Raw genomic sequence first — 14,668 nt, 5'->3', positions numbered from 1 at the left:
AAGCGCTCGACGAAAGGAATTCCATGGACACCACCGACGAGGTCGTCGTGACGTTCGTCGGCAACGCGACGACGTTGATCTCCTTCGGAGATCTGACGATCCTGACCGACCCCAACTTCCTGCATCGAGGTCAGCGGGCATACCTGGGCTACGGCTTGGTGTCCAAGCGGCTCTTGGCTCCCGCGCTGACCGTGAACGAGTTACCGCCACTGGACGCAATCCTGCTGTCCCACATGCACGGTGACCATTGGGATCGCGTGGCCGCCAAGAACCTCGACCACCGGCTGCCGGTGCTCACCACGCCGGAGGCCCGGAATCGATTGCTGCGCAGTGGCTTCGAGCGTTCGGTCGGCTTGACGACGTGGGACACCCACGTGGTGGACAACGGTTCGAGCCGGGTCGTGGTGACCGCGCTGCCGGGTCGGCACGCACCGGGATGGACCCAACGGTTGCTGCCGCCGGTGATGGGGTCGATGCTCGAATTCGGCCCGAGTGACGGATCGGTCAGCCGTCGGCTCTACGTCTCGGGGGACACGCTCCTGATCGAGGAGCTGGCCGAGATCCCGATTCGGTTCGAGTCGATCGACGCCGGCATCCTGCACCTTGGTGGCACCCGACTGCCGGCCGGGCGGCGCCTGCCGTTCGGGCTGACCGTGACGATGGACGGGCGCCAAGGCAGCGAGCTGGTGAACCGGCTCGACCTGCCGCGGGTGATCCCGGTGCACTACGACGACTACGGCGTCTTCGCGTCACCGCTGTCGGACTTCACCGACGAGATGGCGCGGCGCGGATGGGACGACCGCGTCGTCCGGCTCGAGCGCGGGGCCTCCGTCACGGTGTGATCGAACGACGGCGTCGTTTCGCGCGTGGCGACCCGGGTAGGTCATGACGGTGACGACGCACGACGTGGAGGATCTGGCCAGGCGAATCGCGGCGGAGCTGACGACGATGCAGCCCGGTACGCCGGTCTCGGTGACGTCCCTCTCCGCCCAGATGCGGTGCTCGACGGACGACGTCCTCGCCGCGGGGGCGTTGCTGGAACACCGCAATCAGGGCGACGACCAGCTGTTCACCGTCGTCCGACGTTCTGAGGGGGGCGCCGAGGAGTCCTTCGTGTCGAGGGTGCCGGTGGCACTGAACGACGAACCAGACACGCGGTGATCATCAGCCGCGTGGATTGCCCGCGCACCGCACGATGAGCGTCGCCAACGGCTGGGACACCCCGTGTTGCTTGGTGAGGGCGGTGATCTCGTCGTCCTGCGCGGCCTTGCTGGCCGAGGCCCCGCCCAGGGCGTCGTAGGCCTGGGCACCGAGCTTCGCCGCGGTGCTGGAATCGATGCCGAGACCGCCGACGGACATCGAGTCCGCCACCATGCAGCGCAGGTAGCCGGCGCGGTCGAAGTCGGCGGCCGCCGAGGGGGCCAGCAGCAGTGCCAACGCGCCCATCGACGACGTCAGTGCGGCGATGCGAAACTTCGTCACGCGGATGGCCTTCCGTGCGGCTGGTCGAGAACGCCAACATGCTACCGGCGGCAGCTGGCTGGTCGCCATCGGGCGGTGCGGGCGACGAACGTCGGGTAACGGTTCCGAACCGCATTGGTTTCGAATCGCTTCGGGTGGCCGGCGGGACGGTCGGAGAGGATTGGCGGAACCTACGGTGGCCTGGTGCACCGCAGAACTGCCCTGAAGCTTCCGCTGATGCTGGCAGCAGGTGCCGCACTCACCCACGTACCCGTCGCCTCGGCCGATTCGGTCCGCTGGACGGCCGACCGCGCCAACGCCTGGTACCAGAACCAGGGCTGGCTGGTGGGGGCGAATTACGTCCCGGCCACGGCGATCAACCAGATCGAGATGTTCCAGCAGGGCACGTACGATCCGCGACGCATCGACACCGAGTTCGCCCTCGCGCGCCAGCTTGGCTTCAACACCATGCGGGTGTTCCTGCACGATTTGCTGTGGGCGCAGGACAGGGGCGGGTTTCAGCGTCGCCTCGCCCAGTTCGTGGCGATCGCCGCGAGCCGCGGGATCAAGCCCATGTTCGTGCTCTTCGATTCCTGCTGGGACCCCCATCCCAAGCTTGGCGCGCAACACGCGCCCGTCGTGGGGGTGCACAACTCGGGGTGGGTGCAAGGCCCGGGAGCCGACCGCCTGGGGGACCCTCGCTACGCCGCGACCCTGCAGGACTACGTGACCGGAGTGGTGGGCCAATTCCGTGCCGACCCCCGCGTCCTGGCGTGGGACGTCTGGAACGAACCCGACAACCCGGCCAAGGTGTACCGCAAGGTCGAGCGCGGCGACAAGCTCGAGTTGGTGGCGGGTTTGCTGCCGCAGGTGTTCCAGTGGGCGCGGGCGGCCAATCCCGCGCAACCGCTGACCAGCGGCGTGTGGCAGGGCAGCTGGGGCGCCGGCAGCCGCAGCAACGTCGCCGGCATCCAGCTCGACAACTCCGACGTCGTCAGCTTCCACTCCTACGCCGCATCGGATGAGTTCGAGGCCCGCATCGACGAGCTGGCGCCGCTGGGCCGGCCCATCCTCTGCACCGAATACCTGGCCCGCCCCCAGGGCAGCACCGTCGAAGGCATCCTTCCAGTTGCCAAGCGCCGCAACGTCGCCGCGTACAACTGGGGACTGGTCGCCGGCAAGACGCAGACCTATCTGCCGTGGGACACCTGGGACAAGCCGGACCCGTCGGAGCCCAAGCTGTGGTTCAGCGATCTCCTGAGACCCGACGGCCGCCCCTACCGCGACGCCGAGGTGGCCACCATCAGGAAGCTCACCGGAGTGGCGGCCCAGCCGTGACGGGACGCTAGGGCCGCTGGCGACCCCGCCACGCCCGGTAGCCGCGATGGGCTGCAAAGGCCCCGACGACCGCCGTCACGCACCACACCGCGATCGCCGTGTACGCCAGCGGCGCCGACAGGTCGCCAATGGACGCCCCGAGTGCGGTGTAGACGAACGCCCGGGGTGCTGACCCGATGAACGCGCCAACGGCCATCTGCCACAACGGAACTCCGAAGGCGCCAAAGGCGTAGGACGCGAGCGCGTCGGATACGCCCGGCACGAACCGCTGACCGACGACGGCCCACAGGCCGCGCCGCTGCACTTGGGCGTCGAGCCGGTCGGCCCGCTCGGCGCCCATCAGGGACCGCGCGCCGTCTCGCCCAGCCCGGCGTCCGACGAGGTTGGTGATGCAGGCGGTGCCGATCGCCGAGAACAGCGTCACGAAGGTGCCGAGGAGTGGCCCGAAGAGCACGCCGCTGCCGGCTGCCAAGATGGGCCCAGGGACGAAGACGGCGCCGAGCACCGCAGACATTCCGACGTAGGCCAGCGGCGCTGCGGGCCCGGCCGCCGTCACCACGTTGCGCACGTCGGCGACGTCGACCACCCGGGCGACGGCCACCAGGTAGAACAACCCGAGTAGGAAGACGACGAACACGCCGAGCCGGATGACGGGGCCCCGGCGGGCGGCCGGAGCGGGGAGATCGTCCGGGGCGGATACCTGGTCGGTCACGTCGGGGGTTACCAGTTGCTCGGCGAGTAGTCCTTGAGGAAGCAACCGTGGACGTCCTCGCCTGCCTCACCGCGCACGATCGGGTCGTAGACCCGGGCCGCACCGTCGACCAGGTCCAGCGGGGCGTGAAAGCCCTCGTCGGCCAGGCGCATCTTGGTGGGATGCGGGCGCTCGTCGGTGATCCACCCCGTGTCGACGGCGGTCATGAGGATGCCGTCCTGCGCCAGCATCTCACCGGCGCTGGTGCGGGTCAGCATGTTCAGCGCCGCCTTGGCCATGTTGGTGTGTGGATGTCCTGGCCCCTTGTAGGCGCGGCTGAACTGGCCCTCCATCGCCGAGACGTTGACGACGTACTTGCGGCGGGCGGGGGACGCCGCCATCGCGGGGCGCAACCGGCTGACGAGGATGAACGGCGCGGTCTGATTGCAGAGCTGCACCTCGAGAAGCTCCATCGCGTCCACCTCGTGTACGCGCTGGGTCCAGCTGTTGACCGAGGCGGTGTCGGGCAGCAGGCCGCCTGCGTCGATCGCGGTGCCCGCGGCGATCCGCTCCGGGGTGGCGCTGCGCGCCGTCAACGCCAACTCGGTGACCGCGGGAACGTCCACGGGAGCGACCGCGTGCGGGTTCGGGTGCTCGGCCAGGCTGCCGGCGAGCGCGTGCGGATGGGCGTCGCTGACGTGGTCGAACGTGACCACGCCCGCCACCCTCGAGACCAATTCGGTTGGGACGATGCGCTCGGCCTCCTCCAGCGCGCTGTATGAGCCGGGGGAGCGACGGACGGTTTGTGCGGCGTTGTTGATCAGGATGTCCAGCGGCCCCTGTTCGGCGACCGCGTCGGCGAGCGCGACCACCTGGGCGGGGTCCCGCAGGTCGATGCCGACCACCCGCAGCCGGTGCAGCCAGTCGCCGCTGTCCGGCATGGCGGCGAAACGGCGCACGGCGTCGTTGGGGAAGCGGGTGGTGATGGTGGTGTGGGCGCCGTCGCGCAGCAGCCGCAGGGCGATGTACATGCCGATCTTCGCGCGGCCACCGGTCAGCAGCGCGCGTCGCCCGTCGAGGTTCGTGCGGGCTTCACGCTTGGCGCGATTGAACGCGGCGCACGGGGGGCAGAGCTGGTGGTAGAACGCGTCGACCTGGGTGTAGTGGTTCTTGCAGGCGTAGCAGGCGCGCGACCGCAGCAGCGTGCCCGCGGTGGCGCCTGCCGCAGTCGAGACCAGCGGCAGGCCGCGTGTCTCGTCGTCGATGCGGCCGGGGGCGCCGGTTGCGGTGGCCGCGATCACGGCGCGGTCGGCCTGGGCGACGGCGTCGCGCTTGGCGTGGCGACGAGCCTGCTTGACGGCCTTGAATACCCCGGCCGTCGCGCGGCGAACGGCGACGGCGTCGGGATGCTCGGGAGGCAGGTCCCTGACCTCGGACAGCACCTCCAGGCACGCCCTCAGCTTCTCCGGGTCGATCTCGGTCACGGGGGAAGAGTACTGGTCAACCGGCCCGAAGCCGATTCGTCAGCGGGCGTTGAGCTCCACCGCGGCGCGGATCAACGCCGTGAACGCGGTGTCGTCGAGGACGTCGCCTTCGCCCAGGTCGATCGCGCGGCGCACCTTGCCGTCGAGGCTGGCGTTGAACAGCCCGCTCGGATCCGGCAGCGACGCCCCCTTCGCGAAGGTCAGCTTGACCTTGTCCTTGTAAGTCTCACCGGTGCACAGGATTCCGTCGTGATACCAGGTGGGCACACCGCGCCACTTCCACTCCTCCACGACGTCGGGGTCGGCCGTCTTGATCAGTCGTCGGACGTGGGCGAGCGTGGCGCCGCGCCAGTCGGCGAGCTCGGCGATCCGCTGGTCGATCTTCGCCGCTGGCGAGTCGTCGGTCATCAGCCCGCCACGGACGCGTCGTAGATGGCTTGGATCGCGGCGTCGAGGGTCGCGGTGAACTCCTCGTCGGACTGCTGAGCGGACAGCCCCTCGGTCAGGGCGCGGCTGAAACTCGCGATGAGACCGGTGTTCTTGGCGAGCAACGCGTCGGCCTCGTCGCGGGAATAGCCACCCGAGAGCGCCACGACCCGTATCACCTTCGGGTGCTCGGTCAAGGGCAAGTAGTGATTCGTCTCGGTCGGCAGCGACAGCTTGAGCATCACCTTCTGCCCGTCGGGGATGCCGTCGAGCTGCTCGGTCAGCGCGTCACGCAGGATGTCCTCGGCCGCTGCCTTGTCCGCGATAGAGATGGTCACCTCGGGTTCGAGGATGGGGACCAGTCCGTGGGCGAGCACCTGCCGTGCCACGTCGAACTGTTGTGTGACGACGCGACCGATGCCCTCGGCGTCGGCCGCGCCGATCACCGAACGCTCCTTGGTGCCGAAGATTCCCTTGCCGACCGCGCGGGCCAACAGCTCGTCGAGGTCGGGTATCGGCTTCATCAGTTGCACGCCGTTGGCCGCGTCCTGCAGGCCCTTGTCGATCTTGAGGAACGGAACGACCCCCTTCTCGTCCCACAGGTACGTGGCCGACGGGGTGCCGGCGATGTCGCGGTCCATGGTCTCCTCGAAGAGGATGGCGGCGAGGACGCGGTCGCCGTTGAACACCGGGGACGTGACGATCCTCGACCGCATCTCGTGGATGAGGTCGAACATCTCTGCGTCGGTGGAGTACGAGCTCTCGTCGATGCCGTACAGGCGCAGTGCCTTTGGCGTCGAGCCGCCACTTTGATCCAGCGCGGCGATGAAGCCCCGGCCCGACGTCATCCGCTCCGCTTGGGTGTGGTTGGTCACCTCGCGAGCATATTCCTCGCAGGAGAGGAAGATGGGCGGGATGTACGTCCCCACTCACTTCGCGCCCGACGACGACGACGTACACGAGCTGCTGTCACGAAATGCCGCGGCCGACCTCGTCACGGCGGGTCCCGACGGCCTCGAGGCGACCATGCTGCCCTTCGTATACGACCGCGAGCGACGCACGCTGGAGGGGCACTTCGCGCGCAACAACGACCACTGGCGTCACGCCGACGGGCGAGAGGCGTTGGTCATCGTCCGCGGACCCGACTCCTACGTCACGCCGAATTGGTACGCGTCCAAGGCCGAACACGGCCGGGTCGTGCCGACGTGGAACTACGTCGTCGCGCACGTGCACGGCACGGTGACCGTGCACGACGACGTGGCCTGGCTCGACGGGCTCGTCCGTCGGCTCACCGACCACCACGAGGGTCTGCGTCCCAACCCGTGGTCGGTCGACGATGCCCCTGCGACGTTCGTCGCGGGTCAACTCCGCGCGATCGTCGGCGTCGAGGTGGCGATCTCCCGCGTGGAGGCCAAGTTCAAGCTCAGTCAGAATCGGCCCGAGGCGGACGTCGACGGCGTGATCGAAGGCCTGCGGGCCGATGGAGACGAGCGCGGCGCCGCCGCCGTTCAGGCGCATCGGCCGTAGCCGTTCAGGCGCATCGGCCGTAGCCGTTCAGGCGCATCGGCCGTAACGGACCCAGGTAACACGAACGTTCTCGAACGTCACACCCCAGAAACATAAACGGTATACCGTTTCGTCATTGCCGGGTGATCGCCGCCCGGTGTCGTGACCCAAGGACGGGGGCCGTCGCCTCTCATGGACACAGCGGTGAGTCCGTTGCTCGAATCGAACTCCAGCCCACTGGACGCTCGTCAGCGCGCAGTGGTGCAGCGGGTCTCCGACGCCGAGCGCGCCCACATCCTGGCCCTGCCCAGCAATGACCCACTGGACGCGAAGCTGCGCTTCCGGGTGCAGGCGACCGGTCCGGAGCTGTTCGCTCAGCCGCATGCGATTCGAGAAACATTGGCGATCAACGCATCCGAGCTGGGTGCGGTGGCAGACCGTCTCGTCGACGGGATCGACCGCGTGGTGCTGGTCGGCTGTGGTGACTCGCTCGCGGTGATGGTGGCCGCCCGTCAGGCCCTCGAGTTGGTGCTCGGCGTTCCGTGCGAGCCGGTGCAAAGCCTGGAGTTCGCGTACTACCAGGCCGATCTGGTCGACGACCGAACCGCGGTGGTGGCGCTGTCGAGCTCGGGGGAGACGACGCGCACGGTCGAAGCGCTGCTGATGGCCCAACATCGCGGATCGTATACCGTTGCCATCACCAATACCGCCGGGTCGACGCTGCAGGCCGAAGCCACCACGTCGTTGAAGATCGAGGCCACCCGCGTCGGCTGGCCGACCCAATCCTCCACGGCCGCACTGGCTCTGCTGCTCGAGCTCGCGATCCGCATCGGAGAGCGCCGGGTACCGGCGCGGACGGTCGAGCTTCGGACGGCGTTCGACGCCCTGCCCGACCTGATGGCCGAGGTGCTGACGCGGATCGATCCGATCGTCGCCGAGATCGCCGAGGCCGAGGTCGCCGCGGGTGTGGCCAACGTGTTGTTCTCCGGCGCGGGTCCGAACTTGGCCACCGCGATCGTCGGAGCCGCCAAGGTCAAGGAGTGCACGACGCTGCACGCCGCGGAGATCCAGGTCGAGGAGTACCACCACTACAACTCGCAGAAGGCGGGTGAGCCGCTGTTCCTGTTCGCCCCGACGGGTCCGTCGGTGCCGCGCGCGCTCGACACCGCTCGCGACGCGCTGCGCTGGGGCGGCCGGCTTTACGTGATCACCACCGACGGTGAGCATGCCTTCGACGGCTTCGACGCGACCGTGGTGACGCTGCCATCCGTAGCCGAGCCGCTCTCGCCACTGCTGTACCTGGTGGTCGCCCAATTGGTCGGCTACCACCTGGGACTCGCCTGCTACACCGCGGCGGAGCGCGATGTCTGAGTCGCCGACGCTGGTCTGCGTCGGCAACCTGACCGTCGACGAGACCGTGTCCCCGGCCGGGGAGCGGGTCGAGTCCGTTGGCGGGGACGCCCTCTTCGCCGCCCTGGCCGCCAGGGTGGCCGGTGGCCGCCCCCTGCTGCTCGCCCCGCTCGGCACGGACGCACCACCAGCGCTCCTGGCCGCCATCCGCTCGACCGGCACTGATCCCCGATCGCTTCCTGCGCGCGATATTCCGTTGATTCGCAACGTGATCCACTACGACGAGACCGGTGGCAGGGTGTGGGACCTGGTCCGAGGCGAAGAGCACTTCGAAGCCCTGTCCGTGGTCCCGTCCGACGTGCCACCGCAGGCACTGACCGCCAACGGAGTGCTCCTGTCGGCGATGGCGTTGCGCCCACAACTGGACGTGGCGGCGTGGTTGCGACCCCGGACCGCCGCGACGATCTTCTTCGACCCGCAGGAGGACTACGTGATCGGCCACGAGGCCGCACTGGGCGACGCCGTGGCTGCCTGTGACGTGTTCCTGCCCAGCGAAATCGAAGCCGCCGCGCTGGCCGGCACGTCGGACCTCGACGCGGCCGCCGCGATCTTCCTGGAACTCGGGCCGCGGGTGGTCGTGATCAAGCGGGCCGAGGCGGGCTGTCTGGTGGCCACCAGGGAGCACCCCGAACCCGTCGTCGTCCCCGCGGAGACCGTCACCCCGGTGGACAGCACCGGGGCCGGCGACGCCTTCTGCGGCGCCTTCGCCGTCGAGTACCTCCGCAGCGGGGACGCCGTCGGTGCCGCACGAGTCGCCGCGGCCATCGCCCGGCTCGCGGTGAGCGGACCGGGTGTTAGCGCCCTGCTGGCCGCGGTCGACGCCTACGGCGGAGTCCCCGGATGACGCGCGTCACGGTGGTCAACCCGAATACGTCGCCCGAATTGACCGACGCCATTGTCGCTGCGGCCCAACGGGTCTGCGGTCCCGGGGTGACGGTGCGCGGCGTGCAGCCAAGCGACGGCGTGCCTAGCGTGGAGAGCCACACGGAGGAGGCGATCGCCGCCGTGGGCGTGCTCGACCAGGTACGACGGCATCAGGCAGACACCGACGCCTACGTCGTCGCCTGCTTCGGCGACACCGGGGTGAACGCCGCCCGCGAGGTGGCGACGTGCCCGGTGGTCGGGATGACCGAGGCCGCGCTGCAGACCGCCTGCCTGGTGGCGCATCGCTTCGTCGTCGTCACGCTGCCCGCCAGGACGGTCGCCCACAGCGACCGCGTGATCCGGGCGCTCGGCCTCGAGCACCGCTGCCGCGTCGTCGCCGTCGACGTTCCGGTGGCCGAATTGGTCGGCGGCTCGACCCACTTGCTCGACGCGTTCGCCGAGGCCGCCCGAACCGCCATGGCCGACGACGGTGCCGAAGCGGTCGTGCTCGGCTGCGCCGGACTCGCCGACCTGGTCGGCCCGCTGTCCGAGGCGCTCGGCGTGCCGGTCGTCGACGGGGTCGCCGCCGCGGTCGGCATTGCCGCCGGCCTGGTGGCGATGGGCCTAAACACGTCGCGTGCCAACACCTTCGCCGCGGTGGAGCTGCCATGAGCGTGCTGTTCCGTCACGTCTGGGTCTACGACGCCGACGCCCCGACGGCGATGAGCGGGCCCGTCGACGTGCTCGTCACCGGCGATCGGATCGCCGCCCTAGGCGCGGATCTGGTCGCGGAGCCGGAAGCGCGGATCGTCGAGGGCGGCGGCCGACATCTGTTGCTGCCCGGGCTCATCAACGCCCACTTCCACTCGCCGGCCAACCACCTCAAGGGTTCGGTCCGCAGCCTGCCGCTCGAACTGTTCATGCTGTACGAGTCACCGTCGGACCCCGCTCTGGCACCGACGCCTCGGGAGGCCTATCTGCGGACCATGCTTGGCGCGGTGGAGATGCTGCAGCGTGGCATCACGTGCGTGCAGGACGACGCGTTCCTGATGCCGTTTCCCGACCCCGACATCGTGGACGCAGTGGCGATGGCATACCGCGACAGCGGAATTCGCGCCTTCCTGGCGCTGGATCAGCCCGAGCTGACCGAAGCCGAGAAGCTGCCCTTCGTCGACGAACTGGACGACGCCACCCGACGTGCGTTCGGTGCGCCGGCCCCCGCGCCTGCGGCGCGACTGCTGGAGGCCTACGACCATCTGATCGGCACCTGGCACGGCGCGGCCGAGGACCGCATTCGCGCCGCAGTGTCGATCTCGGCGCCGCAGCGCGTCAGCCTGGAGTACTTCGCCGCACTCGACGATCTGGCGCAGCGCCACGGGTTGCCGATGTACGCGCACATGTTGGAGACGAAGGTGCAGCGCACCCTGATGACCGAGCAGCCGCGGTTCGCGGGCCGGTCGCTGGTCGGGTACACCGCCGCCGCGGGTCTACTTGGGCCGCACACCAACGTGATTCACGCCGTCTGGGTCGACGACGCCGACCTCGACGCCATTGCCGACGCCGGCTCGACGGTGGTGCACAACCCGGTCAGCAACCTGAGACTCGGCAGCGGAGTGCTGCCGTGGCGGGCGATGCTCGACCGTGGTATCCCCGTCGCACTGGGCACCGACGAGGCCATTTGCGACGACTCGGTGAACGTGTGGACCGTCGCGAAGACCGCCGGGCTGATCCACAACGTCGCCGGGCTCGACAGCGACGACTGGCCCTCCGCCGCCGAAGTGCTCACCGCGCTGTGGAGCGGCGGTGCACGCGCGACCCGTAGGCCTGACGACCTCGGCGCGATCGCCCCGGGGCGCCTCGCCGACCTCGCGCTGGTCGACCTTCATTCGATTGCCTTCACCCCACTCAACGACGTACGGGAGCAACTGGTGCATTGCGAGGACGGCCGAGACGTCGTGATGACGATGGTGGCGGGACGCGTCGTCGCCGAAGGCGGCCACGTCACAAGCGTCGACGAGACCGCGCTGCTCGACGAGGCCCGTGAACTGTTCGCCGCGAAACTGCCGGCGATCCAGGCGGCGCGCGGGGAGGCGGCCGCGCTGATGCCCGCCTATCAGCACGTCGTGCGCCGGGCAGCGGCCACCGACGTCGGCTTCAGCCGCTGGTTGGTGCCGTGAACCCGGCCGGCTATCCCTACACCCCGCTGTCCGCGCGCCCGGGCGGCACGTGGCCCAACGGGGCGCGGCTCGCCGTCGTCGTCTGCGTCGGAGTCGAGTCCTACCGGTTCGGTGCCGGCCACACCGAGGACGTGATCGCCGACGTGTCCGCGCCGGATCTGGTCAACACCGCCTGGCGAGACTACGGCAACCGCATCGGCGCGTTCCGGCTGTTCGATCTGCTTGCGCGTCTTGGCATTCCGCCGACGGTGCTGCTCAACACCGACGTGTACGACGAGGCGCCCGACGTCTTGGAGGCGGCCCGCAAGGTCTCCGCCGAGATCGTCGGCCACGGCCGTTCGAACTCCGACTCGCTCGCGGGGATGACTCCGGAGGTGGAACGGGCCTATCTGGCCGACGTCGCCGATCGCATCCGTGTCGAGGAGGGGCAGGCGCCCGGCGGATGGTCGAGTCCGTGGCTCACTCAGACCCCGGCCACCCTGAACCTGTTGGCCGACACCGGCTACGAGTATCTGCTTGATCTGCGGTTCGACGACCAACCCGTATGGCTGCACACCGAATCGGGCCCGCTGCTGACCATCCCGTACGCCGCGGAACTCAACGACTCGTCGACGATGGTGGGCCGCAGCGTGCTGGCGCGTGACTTCGCCGACATGATCGACGACGAGTTCGCCGAACTGCATGCCGCGGCCGCGCACACGCCGCTGGTGATGAGCGTGGTGCTGCATTCCTTCATCACCGGAGTCCCGTTCCGGCTGCGGGCGGTCGGCCGGGCGCTGGAGCGCATCGCCGCCACCGAGGGCGTCTGGCTGACCACGCCGCGCCACATCCACCGCGCGGTCCTCGATCACCCGGAGACCTTCGGTGAGTGAGGCGATCGAGGTTCCGGTGACACCCGTTGCGGTGGTGGAGGACTTCTCGGTGTCGTTGGTGCGCAACGGCGTCCGCAACCAGGTGCTGCGCCACGTCGACCTGCAGATCCGGCCGGGGGAGATCCTCGGCCTGGTTGGCGAATCCGGTTCGGGCAAGAGCGTTCTCGCACTTGGCCTGCTGGGCTTGCTGCCACCGGAGTCGCATCCGGTCACCGAGGGCCGGATCACCGTCGGCGGGGTCGACCTGCTGCGCGCCGGCCGCCACGAGCTCAGACGCGTCCGCCGCGAAGTCCTCGGCGCGATCTTCCAGGACCCGATGACCTCTCTCAATCCCACGATGCGAATCGGCAAGCAGATCGGGGAGGCCACCGGCGACGACGCCGAGTCGATCCGGCTCCTGGAGACCGTCGGGGTCCGCGACGCCGAACGGCGCCTGCGCGTCTACCCCCACGAACTCTCCGGCGGCCTGCGGCAGCGGGTGATGGCCGCCATCGCGGTCGCGGACAAGGGCGACGCCACCTCGCTGCGACGACGCCTCATCGTCGCCGACGAACCCACCACGGCCCTCGACGTCACCGTGCAGGCGCAGCTGTTGGACCTGCTGCGCGAACTGCGCGACGACTTCGGCTGCTCGGTGCTGCTGATCACCCACGACCTTGGCGTTGCCGACCAGATCGCCGACCGGCTCGCGGTGATGCACCACGGCGAACTGGTCGAGATCGGGCCTGCCGCCGACGTCGTACGCCGACCTCGTCACGAATACACGCGCTCCCTGCTCGCGTCGCGGCTGACGCTGACGACACCTCGTGACGAGCGCTTCGTCCGCACCGATTCCGAGGACACCGACGCGGCGGTCACGGTTCGCGGACTGACCAAGACGTTCGGCGTCGGGCGGCGCCGCCGCCGCCACGAGATCACCGCCGTCGACGGAGTCGACCTCCAGATCGCCTCCGGTGAGGCGCTGGCGATCGTCGGGGAGAGTGGCTCGGGCAAGTCGACGCTGCTGCGAATGGTCGCCGGGTTGGAACGGCCCACGTCGGGATCGGTCGAACTCGCCGGCGACGGCGAACCACAGATGGTGTTCCAGGACGCAGGCTCGTCGTTGACGCCGTGGCTGAACATCGGCGAGACCCTTGGCGAACGGCTGCGCGCGCTGAAGCTGTCCCGCGACGACGTCCGTCAGCGGGTCGTCGAGGCGCTCGCCGCGGTGGACCTGCCACCCGAGGTCGCCAAGGCCCGACCCGGCGAATTGTCCGGCGGGCAACGGCAACGGGTGGGACTTGCCCGCGCGACGATGATTCCGCCCGCGGTGCTGCTGTGCGACGAGCCCACCAGCGCGCTGGACGCGTCCCTGGCCAAGAGCGTGCTCGCCCTCATCCGAGACCTCCGGGCGCGCATCGGGATGACGGTCCTGTTCGTCACCCACGATCTCGCCGTCGCGCGCCTCATGGGCGACCGCATCGCGGTGATGCAATCGGGTCGCGTCGTCGAGTTGGGTGCCGCCGAGCAGGTGGTGTCCGAACCACGAGACCCCTACACGCGCACGCTGCTGGCCGCGGTCCCGGAGATCGTGCCATGACCACCCTGATGCCGCGCTGGCGGCTCAAGCCCGTCGCCATCGGCGGAGCGCATCTGGCCCGGCCGGTCGCGTGGGCCATGGTGGGCCTGCTGGTGGTGGTGACGCTCGTCGCGCTGTTCGCCAGGACGCTTGCACCGTATGACCCCATTCAGCCCGTCGGCGCGCTCAACCTGCCGCCGCTCAGCCCGGGCCATCTGCTCGGCACCGACGGCATCGGCCGAGACCTGTTGTCCCGCACGTTGATCGGCATCCAGGTCAGCTGGCTCTGCGCGCTGGTCGTGGTCGCGAGCGGACTGCTGATCGGCGGCACCATCGGCCTGATCGCCGGCGCGACCGGGGGTTGGGTGGATTCGGTGCTCCTCATGCGGGTCACCGACCTCTTCCTGGCGCTGCCCGGCGCCCTGGTGGCGATCGCCATCGTGGCCGCCCTCGGATCGGGACTCCTCAACACCCTCATCGGGGTGGCCCTGGTCTGGTGGCCGTACTACGCCCGCATCGTGCGGGGCGAGGTCAAGGCCCTGGCCGCGCGCCCGCACGTCGAGGCGGCCAAGCTGGCCAAGGCCGGCCGCTGGCGCATCCTCACCCGGCACCTGCTGCCCGGCGTCGTCCCGACGGCCGTGATCACCGCCAGCCTCGACATCGGCAACGTCGTGCTCCTCCTCGCGGCGCTGTCGTTCCTTGGTCTCGGACAGCAGGCCCCCGCACCGGAACTCGGCGCCGACACCGCCCGCACGCTCTCCCAGTTGCTGAGCCAATGGTGGGTGCCCGGCATCCCCGGTATGGCGGTCCTGTTGCTGACCCTGATCGCCAATGTCGGTGGCGACGCCATCCGCAGTCTCATCCCGGTTCGGAGGTGACGG

General features: G+C 69.6%; 16 protein-coding genes. 11 read left to right on the top strand and 5 right to left on the bottom strand.

What is annotated here, in order from left to right:
* Positions 1-23: 23 nt before the first annotated feature.
* Both H7K45_RS25440 and H7K45_RS25435 read left to right on the top strand, forming a co-directional pair.
* A complete protein-coding gene (locus H7K45_RS25440) occupies positions 24-842 on the top strand; it encodes an MBL fold metallo-hydrolase (protein WP_263998845.1) in 819 nt (272 codons plus the stop codon).
* Positions 843-891: 49 nt separating this feature from the next.
* Positions 892-1,161 carry a hypothetical protein gene (locus H7K45_RS25435; RefSeq protein WP_263998844.1) on the top strand — a complete coding sequence of 90 codons (270 nt, stop codon included), beginning with the start codon at positions 892-894 and terminating at the stop codon, positions 1,159-1,161.
* A gap of 3 nt (positions 1,162-1,164) precedes the next feature.
* Here H7K45_RS25435 and H7K45_RS25430 read toward each other — a convergent pair whose 3' ends face one another.
* Positions 1,165-1,482 (bottom strand): hypothetical protein, encoded by a 318-nt coding sequence (locus H7K45_RS25430; protein ID WP_263998843.1) that lies wholly within the window; start codon positions 1,480-1,482, stop codon positions 1,165-1,167.
* 183 nt (positions 1,483-1,665) lie between these two features.
* On the opposite strand from H7K45_RS25430, the gene H7K45_RS25425 reads away from it, so the two are divergent.
* A complete protein-coding gene (locus tag H7K45_RS25425) occupies positions 1,666-2,799 on the top strand; it encodes a cellulase family glycosylhydrolase (protein ID WP_263998842.1) in 1,134 nt (377 codons plus the stop codon).
* A 7-nt stretch (positions 2,800-2,806) separates the two neighbouring features.
* Here H7K45_RS25425 and H7K45_RS25420 read toward each other — a convergent pair whose 3' ends face one another.
* Genes H7K45_RS25420 through H7K45_RS25405 form a run of 4 tightly spaced genes read right to left on the bottom strand, consistent with a single transcriptional unit; the run spans position 2,807 to position 6,275 of the window.
* On the bottom strand, positions 2,807-3,511 hold the full coding sequence (locus tag H7K45_RS25420) for a TVP38/TMEM64 family protein (protein ID WP_263998841.1): 705 nt from the start codon (positions 3,509-3,511) through the stop codon (positions 2,807-2,809).
* A gap of 8 nt (positions 3,512-3,519) precedes the next feature.
* Positions 3,520-4,974 (bottom strand): SDR family NAD(P)-dependent oxidoreductase, encoded by a 1,455-nt coding sequence (locus H7K45_RS25415; protein WP_263998840.1) that lies wholly within the window; start codon positions 4,972-4,974, stop codon positions 3,520-3,522.
* Positions 4,975-5,013: 39 nt separating this feature from the next.
* The gene (locus H7K45_RS25410) at positions 5,014-5,382 is read right to left on the bottom strand and encodes a DUF1801 domain-containing protein (RefSeq protein ID WP_263998839.1); all 369 of its coding nucleotides are present in this window, start codon (positions 5,380-5,382) and stop codon (positions 5,014-5,016) included.
* Complete coding sequence (locus tag H7K45_RS25405) at positions 5,382-6,275, bottom strand: fructose bisphosphate aldolase (protein WP_263998838.1); 894 nt, start codon at positions 6,273-6,275, stop codon at positions 5,382-5,384. The genes H7K45_RS25410 and H7K45_RS25405 overlap by 1 nt, the downstream gene beginning before the upstream one ends.
* Positions 6,276-6,315: 40 nt before the next feature.
* Here H7K45_RS25405 and H7K45_RS25400 point away from each other — a divergent pair, with 40 nt between their 5' ends.
* The 8 genes from H7K45_RS25400 to H7K45_RS25365 all read left to right on the top strand — a co-directional run bounded on the left by H7K45_RS25400 (position 6,316) and on the right by H7K45_RS25365 (position 14,665).
* Positions 6,316-6,927 (top strand): FMN-binding negative transcriptional regulator, encoded by a 612-nt coding sequence (locus tag H7K45_RS25400; RefSeq protein WP_263998837.1) that lies wholly within the window; start codon positions 6,316-6,318, stop codon positions 6,925-6,927.
* Between the two features lie 183 nt (positions 6,928-7,110).
* On the top strand, positions 7,111-8,277 hold the full coding sequence (locus tag H7K45_RS25395; protein ID WP_263998836.1) for an SIS domain-containing protein: 1,167 nt from the start codon (positions 7,111-7,113) through the stop codon (positions 8,275-8,277).
* Complete coding sequence (locus H7K45_RS25390) at positions 8,270-9,160, top strand: carbohydrate kinase family protein (protein WP_263998835.1); 891 nt, start codon at positions 8,270-8,272, stop codon at positions 9,158-9,160. Before H7K45_RS25395 ends, H7K45_RS25390 begins: the two co-directional genes overlap by 8 nt.
* On the top strand, positions 9,157-9,852 hold the full coding sequence (locus tag H7K45_RS25385) for an aspartate/glutamate racemase family protein (RefSeq protein WP_263998834.1): 696 nt from the start codon (positions 9,157-9,159) through the stop codon (positions 9,850-9,852). Before H7K45_RS25390 ends, H7K45_RS25385 begins: the two co-directional genes overlap by 4 nt.
* Positions 9,849-11,357, top strand: coding sequence for an amidohydrolase family protein (locus H7K45_RS25380; protein ID WP_263998833.1), 1,509 nt, complete (start codon positions 9,849-9,851; stop codon positions 11,355-11,357). Before H7K45_RS25385 ends, H7K45_RS25380 begins: the two co-directional genes overlap by 4 nt.
* Positions 11,354-12,229 carry a polysaccharide deacetylase family protein gene (locus H7K45_RS25375; protein WP_263998832.1) on the top strand — a complete coding sequence of 292 codons (876 nt, stop codon included), beginning with the start codon at positions 11,354-11,356 and terminating at the stop codon, positions 12,227-12,229. The genes H7K45_RS25380 and H7K45_RS25375 overlap by 4 nt, the downstream gene beginning before the upstream one ends.
* The gene (locus H7K45_RS25370; RefSeq protein WP_263998831.1) at positions 12,222-13,808 is read left to right on the top strand and encodes an ATP-binding cassette domain-containing protein; all 1,587 of its coding nucleotides are present in this window, start codon (positions 12,222-12,224) and stop codon (positions 13,806-13,808) included. Before H7K45_RS25375 ends, H7K45_RS25370 begins: the two co-directional genes overlap by 8 nt.
* Complete coding sequence (locus H7K45_RS25365; protein ID WP_263998830.1) at positions 13,805-14,665, top strand: ABC transporter permease; 861 nt, start codon at positions 13,805-13,807, stop codon at positions 14,663-14,665. Before H7K45_RS25370 ends, H7K45_RS25365 begins: the two co-directional genes overlap by 4 nt.
* Positions 14,666-14,668 lie beyond the last annotated feature (3 nt).

Origin of the sequence: Mycobacterium yunnanensis (assembly GCF_025823185.1) — a bacterium.
Lineage (GTDB): Bacteria > Actinomycetota > Actinomycetes > Mycobacteriales > Mycobacteriaceae > Mycobacterium > Mycobacterium yunnanensis.
Note: the sequence above shows the minus strand (reverse complement) of the source record. Positions and strands in the feature narration are given on the sequence as shown.